We start from the raw sequence: 6,918 nt of genomic DNA on the forward strand, positions 1-6,918 counted from the left end.
GGGATCGTCCGTCTCGCCCGCCGTGGCGCCGAGGGGCCCGCCCAGGAGGCGCGCGGCCCGCTCGGCCCGCTCGGCCTCGGGTCGCGGTCGCTGGCCCGGCCCGGGGCGCATGTGCGGCGGGTCCGGACCGCCGGGGCTCGCCGGTGCTCAGGCCGCGAGCAGCACGCCGGCCGTGGCCGTGGCGAAGAGCACCACCGCGAGGAGCAGTGCGCTCCGCCAGGGCACATCCACCGTCCGGGTGAACGGGCGTTCGGGGCGGCCCCTGGCCGCCTTCCTGGCCTGTTCGGCGGCCTCGGCCACGGCGTTCTGGAGACGGCGGCCGCTCAGGCTGCTGGCCATCGAGTAGGCGGTGATCGTCGGTTTGACCACGCTGCCGTCGCGCAGCCGCACCGCGACGTCGTCCGCCGCGTCGACGGCCCGGACCTCGGACCACGGTATCCAGTACCGGACGAGCGAGTTGACCACCACCAGCCCCCGCTCCCGCACCTCGACCCGGTTCTTGGCACCCATGACCAGCACCAGCAGGATGGCCAGCGCGATCACGCCGGCGAAGGCGAAGACGTCGGCCACCGGCAGGTTGGGGGAGACCAGGGACAGCAGGCCCCACAGCCCGAGCAGCACGGCGAAGACGGCGGCCAGCCAGGACACCAGGGCGGTGCTCCACCGCCAGAACACGGCGATCCTGCTGCCGGCGGCCTCGTCGTGCCGGGACCCGCGAATGGTCCACTCCGCGAAGGCGCGCAGCGCCGAGCCGGGCTCTGCCGCCATCGGGCCACTCCCCTCCTCCGGTCGGGTCTCGCCCCGGCCCCTCGCACCGTGCTGCCCGGCCCTCGCGTTCGCCGACGCCTCAGCCCTTGTTGCGCTGCTTGCGTTCCCGAACCCGCACCGACAACCGGACGGGGCTTCCGGAGAATCCGAAGGTCTCGCGGAGCCGGCGTTCCAGGAACCGCCGGTAGCCGGCCTCCAGGAAACCCGTGGTGAAGAGCACGATCGTCGGAGGCCGCGTCTGCGCCTGGGTGGCGAAGAGGACCTTGGGCTGCCGACCACCGCGAACGGGTGGTGGGGTGGCCGCGATGACCTCGTTCAACCAGGCGTTGAGCTGGCCGGTGGGCACCCGGGTGTCCCAGGACTCCAGCGCCCGGTCCAGGACGGGGGCGAACTTGCCGACGGCGCGTCCCGTCTTGGCGGAGATGTTCAGCCGCTCCGCCCACGGGACCCGGACCAGGCCCCGGTCCAGCTCGCGCTCCAGCTGGTGGCGCCGGTCGTCGTCGACGAGGTCCCACTTGTTGAACGCGAGCACCAGGGCTCGGCCCGCCTCCACGATCTGCGTGATGACCCGCAGGTCCTGCTCGGTCACCGGTTCGCTGGCGTCGAGCAGGACGATGACGACCTCGGCCGCGTCGATGGCGGCCTTGGTCCGCAGCGACGCGTAGTACTCGGTCCCGCTCGCGGTGTTGACCCGTTTGCGGAGGCCGGCGGTGTCGACGAAACGCCAGGGGCGTCCCTCGATCTCGATCAGTTCGTCGACCGGGTCGACCGTGGTCCCGGCGACCGAGTCGACGACCACCCGCTGTTCCCCGGCGAGCCGGTTGAGCAGGCTCGACTTGCCCACGTTGGGTTTGCCGACGAGGGCCACCCGCCGGGGACCCCCCGGCCGGCCGCCGAAGGAGTCGCGCGGGGTGGTGGGCAGGGCGTCCAGGATCGCGTCGAGCAGGTCGCCCGAACCCCGACCGTGCAGGGCGCTGACCGGGAAGGGTTCACCGAGCCCGAGACCCCACAGGGCCGCCACCTCGGACATGGCCCGCTCGCTGTCGACCTTGTTCGCCGCGACGAGCACGGGCCGCTTGGAGCGGCGCAGCACCTTGGCCACGGCGTCGTCGGTGCCCGTTGCCCCGACCGTGGCGTCGACCACCAGCAGGATGGCGTCCGCGGTGCTCATCGCCAGTTCGGCCTGCGCGGCGACGGCCGCCTGGAGCCCGCTGGCGTCCGGTTCCCACCCGCCGGTGTCCACGACCGTGAAGCGGCGGCCGTTCCACAGGGCGTCGTAGGCGACGCGGTCCCGTGTCACACCCGGGGTGTCCTGCACGACGGCCTCGCGTCGCCCGAGGATGCGGTTCACAAGGGTGGACTTGCCGACATTGGGCCGCCCCACGACGGCCAGCACGGGTTGCGGCAGCGCGGACTCCTGGTCAGCGCTCTCGTCTCCGGCTTCCGCCGAGAGGTCCCAGTCGGCCTCGTCGGTCCAGCTACCGTCCAGGCCGGTCACGTTCGTTCTCCTCTGCTGCTGTCGGGGTGCCCCTCGACCGCTCCGGCCCGCGTCCGCAGTCGCCGCCGGTCGAGTTCCCGCACCAGGCCCGCCAGTTCCTCACGTACCCGTTCGGTGGCGGCGGTCAACCCCGCACGCCCACGAGCGTCGGGCAAGGTTAAGGGCTGCCCGAACAATACGTGGACGGTCGGCCGCAGCCTACGACTGGATCCTGCTTCGCGGCGGGTCCCGCGCACGGCGACCGGCAGCACGACCGCGCCGCTCGACCGGGCGAGCCACGCCGCGCCGTGGTGGGCGGTGTCCACCGCTCCCGCGCCCCGCGTGCCCTCCGGGAACACGCCGACGACGCCGCCGGCCCGCAGGCGGCGGACCGCCGTCAGGAGCACCTCGCGGTCGGTCTGGCCCCGGCGGACCGGCAGCTGGCCCAGCCTGCGGAGCAGGGCTCCCAGCGGTCCCCGGAACATCGACTCCTTGACGAGGAACACCGACGGCCGGGCGAGCAGGCCGAACAGCAGAGGCCCGTCGGCGAAGGAGGTGTGGTTGGCGACGACCACGACCGGCCCGCTGACGGGTAAGCGGTCCTCACCGTTGACGAGGACCCGGTACCCGATTCCGCCGCCGAGGCGACCCGCCCACCGTCCGGCCCGGTACCAGCCGGCCGAGGCGCCCTCCGGCACGGCGTCGCCCGGGTCGTCCCCCAGCGCCGACCAGCGCTCCCACGGGCTCCGGTTCACCGGGTGCCTCGCCCGGTGGCCGCGTCGACCAGCAGCGCGCGCTGTTCCACCAGTGCCCGCAACCGGGAGAGCACCCCGGTGACGTCGAGGTCGGAGGTGTCGACCTCCACCGCGTCCGGAGCGGCCCGCAGCGGCGCGACGGCCCGGGTGGAGTCGAGGGTGTCACGCCGTTCGACGTCGGCCTGGGTGGCGGTCAGCGTGACGCTCCGCCCGGCAGCGCTGTCCTGGGCGCTGCGGCGACGGGCGCGCACCTCGACGCTCGCGGTCAGGAACACCTTCAGCCGGGCGTCGGGAGCGACCTCGGTACCGATGTCCCTCCCCTCCACGACGACGCCACCGACGGTGCTCAGCGCCTCCCGGATCAGCGACCGCTGCTGTCCCACCAGCGTCGTCCGCACCGCGGGTACGGCGGAGACCGCGGACACTGCGCCCGTCACCGCCGGGCCCCGGATCTCGGCGCTGACGTCCTCCCCGTCCAGGCACACGGTGGGGTGGTCCGGGTCGGTGCCCATCCGCAGCTCGGCCGCCGCCACGACCTCGGTGACGGCGGCCGGGTCGTCCAGGGGGGCCTCAGCCCGCAGCACGGCCAGGGTGGCCGCCCGGTACATGGCCCCGGTGTCCAGGTACCGGGCGGTGTACCCGGCGGCCAGTTGACGGGCCACCGTCGACTTCCCGGTGCCTGATGGCCCGTCCAGCGCCACCACGCCGCGCAGTTGCCCGCTGTCCACTCGTGCTCCTCATCGCCGTCACCGACCCGTGTTGGTCGGCCCCCATTCTGCCCGCCCGCCGGGGGTGGCCGTCAGGGCTCCGCACGGGTCGGCGACGGCGGGCGCGTCAGGAGGACGCGCTGGTCGAGGCCGGCTCCTTCCGGTCGGCCGCCCCGGAGCCCTCGCTCCGATGGCCGCCCTCGGCGTCGAGCTTCATCAGCTCGTCCATGTCCACGAGCTTGGGGTTGTCGAGCACCTTCGCGAGTCGCTCGCGGTCCAGATCACCCTGCCAGCGGGCGATGGCGAGGGTCCCGATGCCGTTGCCGGTGAGGTTGGTCAACGCGCGCCCCTCGGACATGAACCGGTCGATGCCCACGATCAGTGCGATGCCGACCAGCGGGATGACGTCGTCGAAGGCCTGGAGGGAGGCGGCCAGGGTGATCAGGCCAGCACCGCTGACGCCGGCGGCACCGTTGCTGGAGACGAGCATGAACAGCAGGATCGCGATCTGCGTCCAGACGGAGACCTCGTTGCCGGTGGCCTGGGCGATGAACATCGCGCCCATGGTCATGTAGACGGCGGTGCCGTCGAGGTTGAAGGAGTAGCCGGTGGGGATGGTCAGGCCGACCACCGACTTCTTCGCGCCGGCTGCCTCCAGCTTGACCAGCATCCTGGGCAGCACCGACTCGCTGGAGGAGGTGCCGAGCACGATCAGCAGCTCGTCCTTGATCAGGCGGATGTACTTGAGGAGGCTGAAGCCGGCCAGGCGGCAGACCGTGCCGAGCACGAGGAAGACGAACAGGACGCAGGTCAGGTAGAAGCTGAGCATGAAGTAGGCCAGGCTGCCCAGGATCTGCTCGCCGTAGCGGCCGATGGTGAAGGCCATGCCACCGAAGGCGCCGATGGGGGCGGCCCACATCACGATCTTGATGATGCCGAAGAACACCCGCGAGGTGGTGTCGAGCGCGCGGATCACCGGCTCGGCGCGGGTACCCAGCATGGACAGCGCGACCGCGACGAGGATGGCCAGGACCAGGACCTGGATGAGCTGGCCGTCGACGAACGCGGAGAAGAACGAGTCCGGCACCATGCTGAGGAGGAAGGAGGTGAAGCCCTCCGCCTCGGTCGCCGCGGCGGCGTCGAGGGTGCTCTGGGCGGCCGACTCGTCGAGTTCCATGTCGAGCCCGGCGCCCGGCCTCAGCAGGTTGATGGTCACCAGGCCGATGCCCAGGGCGAACACCGTGGTGATGTTGAAGTACAGCACCGTCTTCAGCGCCAGGCCGCCCGCCTTGGCGAGGTTGCCGAGGCTGGCGATCCCGACGACCACCGTGCAGAAGATGGTGGGCGCGATGACGACCTTGACCAGCTTGATGAAGAGGTCGGCGAGCCACTTCATCTCGGACGCCTGCGCGGGGAAGGCGATCCCGACTCCGACGCCGAGGGCGATCGCGATCAGCACCCAGAAGTAGAGGTGGTGGTAGATGCGCTTCTTCTTCGGCTTGGTGGGGGCGTTCGCCGCAGTGCCCGCCACGGCGGTATCCACTGCCGACGACATCGCGTCGTCAGGCGATGCCCCCTCTTTCCTCTTCCTGTCGTCGGCAGACACGAATCCTCCTTGATCTGTCGTCCGGGACAAGGAGTGATCCTGAGCACAGGGGTAACACCAGGCAAGAAACGCACACGAAACTTCAGATTCGCTTGACATAACGCGCACACCAGGTGATGGAGTGGTCGCTCCTGGTGTCGCTCGCCCACGGAGTGGTCGTCGTGCGTGCCTGAGCGTGTTCGCCGTCACCGTGTGCCCCGCCGAACGGGTTAACCTGCCGTGGTGCCCAGGAACCAGCCTCGCTCCGCGGCGCCGTCGCTGTCCCGTCGTTCCCTGCTCCGCCTCGGCGCGGTCGGCGGAACGGCGTTGGCCCTGGGCCTCCCTGGGTGCTCCGCCGGCGGCCGTGGGTTCCCTCCCCGGCTGGTCCTGGCGACCGGACCGGAAGGTGCCGTGTTCCGGGAGATCGGCGGGGCGCTGGTGGAGGCGTTGGACCAGCGGATGCCGGACACCGATGTGGAGGCGTTGCCGAGCAGCGCGAGCGTGGACAACCTCTCGCTGTTGTCCTCCGACGACGCGCAGCTCGCGTTGTGCAGCCTGGACGCGGTGGTGGGAGCCGAAGGCCGCCCTGCGGACTCGGTCTCGGCGATCGGCCGGCTCTACGACAGCTTCCTCCAGCTGGCGGTGCTGAACGGGTCGCCGGTGCGGAACCTGTCCGATCTGGCGGGCCTGCGGGTCTCGATCGGGGCGTCCGGTTCCGGCACCGAGTTCATCGTGACCCGACTGCTCGACCTCACGGGGGTCGAGGTGGAGAAGCTCCCACTCCCCCAGGCGATGTCCGCCGCCTCCCTCGCGGGTGGGGAGATCGACGCCGCCTTCACCCTCACCGGCATCCCCACCCCGGCTCTCACCACCCTCGCCGGGGTCGCCCCCTTCCGCCTGGTGCCCCTGGACGAGGAGGCCGACCGGATGGCCGACGCCCACCGTGGCGCCTACATCCCGGCGACGGTCCCCGCCACCACCTACCACCGGGTGCCGCCCTGTCCGACGGTGGCCGTACCGAACGTGCTCCTGGTCAGGAACGACGTCGCGGACCAGGTGGCCACCCTGGTCACCGAGGTGGTGTTCACCGAGTCGGGCCGGATCGCGGCCAACCGCCCCGAGGCGGCGCGGATCAACGTGCGCACCGGGATCGCCACCGGTCCCGTGCCCCTGCACCCGGGGGCGCGGGACTGGTTCGAGGACGCCAAGCGGTGAGGGCGGCCGGTCGGTGCGCCCGAGTGGTGGCCGTCGACGCCGGCAGGCGCCCAGCGGGAGCCAGCACCGGCGGGAGCCCCGAGGCCCCCTCCCGGCAGGCGCGGGAGGGAGTTCGACCGCCCGCTCGGCCGGAAACGCGCCGGCCGGGGTTCGACGGGTGCCGTCCACTCGCTGACCCCCGGTCCCACGACTCCCGGGTGGTCCGCCGCCCAGCCGAGCACGACGACGTCGGGGCGGCCCTGGACGGGCACGGTCACGGCATCAGGGCTTCCCGCGCGGCGGCGTGGACGGTGGGAAGGACGAGCGCGCCCCCGCCAGCGGCCCCGGGGTGCGGGGACGTCGCCGGCCGACGCCCCTGCCCGCCCGGGCCCGGTGGGTCGGCACACCCGCCCCGCCGTTCCTCGACCCCGG

6 protein-coding genes are annotated in these 6,918 nt (G+C 72.4%); 1 reads left to right on the forward strand and 5 read right to left on the reverse strand.

Going from position 1 to position 6,918, the window contains the following annotated elements; genetic code table 11:
* Window positions 1–147 precede the first annotated feature (147 nt).
* The 5 genes from ACTIDRAF_RS0211250 to dctA all read right to left on the reverse strand — a co-directional run bounded on the left by ACTIDRAF_RS0211250 (window position 148) and on the right by dctA (window position 5,313).
* Window positions 148–768: a hypothetical protein gene (locus ACTIDRAF_RS0211250; RefSeq protein WP_016698840.1), complete on the reverse strand. Its 621-nt coding sequence runs from the start codon at window positions 766–768 to the stop codon at window positions 148–150.
* 79 nt (window positions 769–847) lie between these two features.
* On the reverse strand, window positions 848–2,266 hold the full coding sequence (gene der, locus ACTIDRAF_RS0211255; protein WP_016698841.1) for a ribosome biogenesis GTPase Der: 1,419 nt from the start codon (window positions 2,264–2,266) through the stop codon (window positions 848–850).
* Window positions 2,263–3,000: a lysophospholipid acyltransferase family protein gene (locus ACTIDRAF_RS0211260; RefSeq protein ID WP_016698842.1), complete on the reverse strand. Its 738-nt coding sequence runs from the start codon at window positions 2,998–3,000 to the stop codon at window positions 2,263–2,265. The genes der and ACTIDRAF_RS0211260 overlap by 4 nt, the downstream gene beginning before the upstream one ends.
* Window positions 2,997–3,728: a (d)CMP kinase gene (gene cmk / locus ACTIDRAF_RS0211265; protein WP_016698843.1), complete on the reverse strand. Its 732-nt coding sequence runs from the start codon at window positions 3,726–3,728 to the stop codon at window positions 2,997–2,999. Before cmk ends, ACTIDRAF_RS0211260 begins: the two co-directional genes overlap by 4 nt.
* A 106-nt stretch (window positions 3,729–3,834) precedes the next feature.
* A complete protein-coding gene (gene dctA / locus ACTIDRAF_RS0211270) occupies window positions 3,835–5,313 on the reverse strand; it encodes a C4-dicarboxylate transporter DctA (protein WP_245533503.1) in 1,479 nt (492 codons plus the stop codon).
* Between the two features lie 222 nt (window positions 5,314–5,535).
* Between dctA and ACTIDRAF_RS0211275 the strand changes: the two genes are divergently transcribed.
* Entirely contained in the window at window positions 5,536–6,507 is a 972-nt protein-coding gene (locus ACTIDRAF_RS0211275; protein ID WP_245533504.1) for a TAXI family TRAP transporter solute-binding subunit, read from the forward strand.
* Window positions 6,508–6,918 lie beyond the last annotated feature (411 nt).

Source organism: Actinoalloteichus spitiensis RMV-1378, from assembly GCF_000239155.1.
Classification (GTDB): domain Bacteria; phylum Actinomycetota; class Actinomycetes; order Mycobacteriales; family Pseudonocardiaceae; genus Actinoalloteichus_B; species Actinoalloteichus_B spitiensis.

Excerpts from the sequence above, each read along its gene's own strand:
- ACTIDRAF_RS0211250 (WP_016698840.1), bottom strand. The coding sequence starts at position 768 with ATGGCGGCAGAGCCCGGCTCGGCGCTGCGCGCCTTCGCGGAGTGGACC.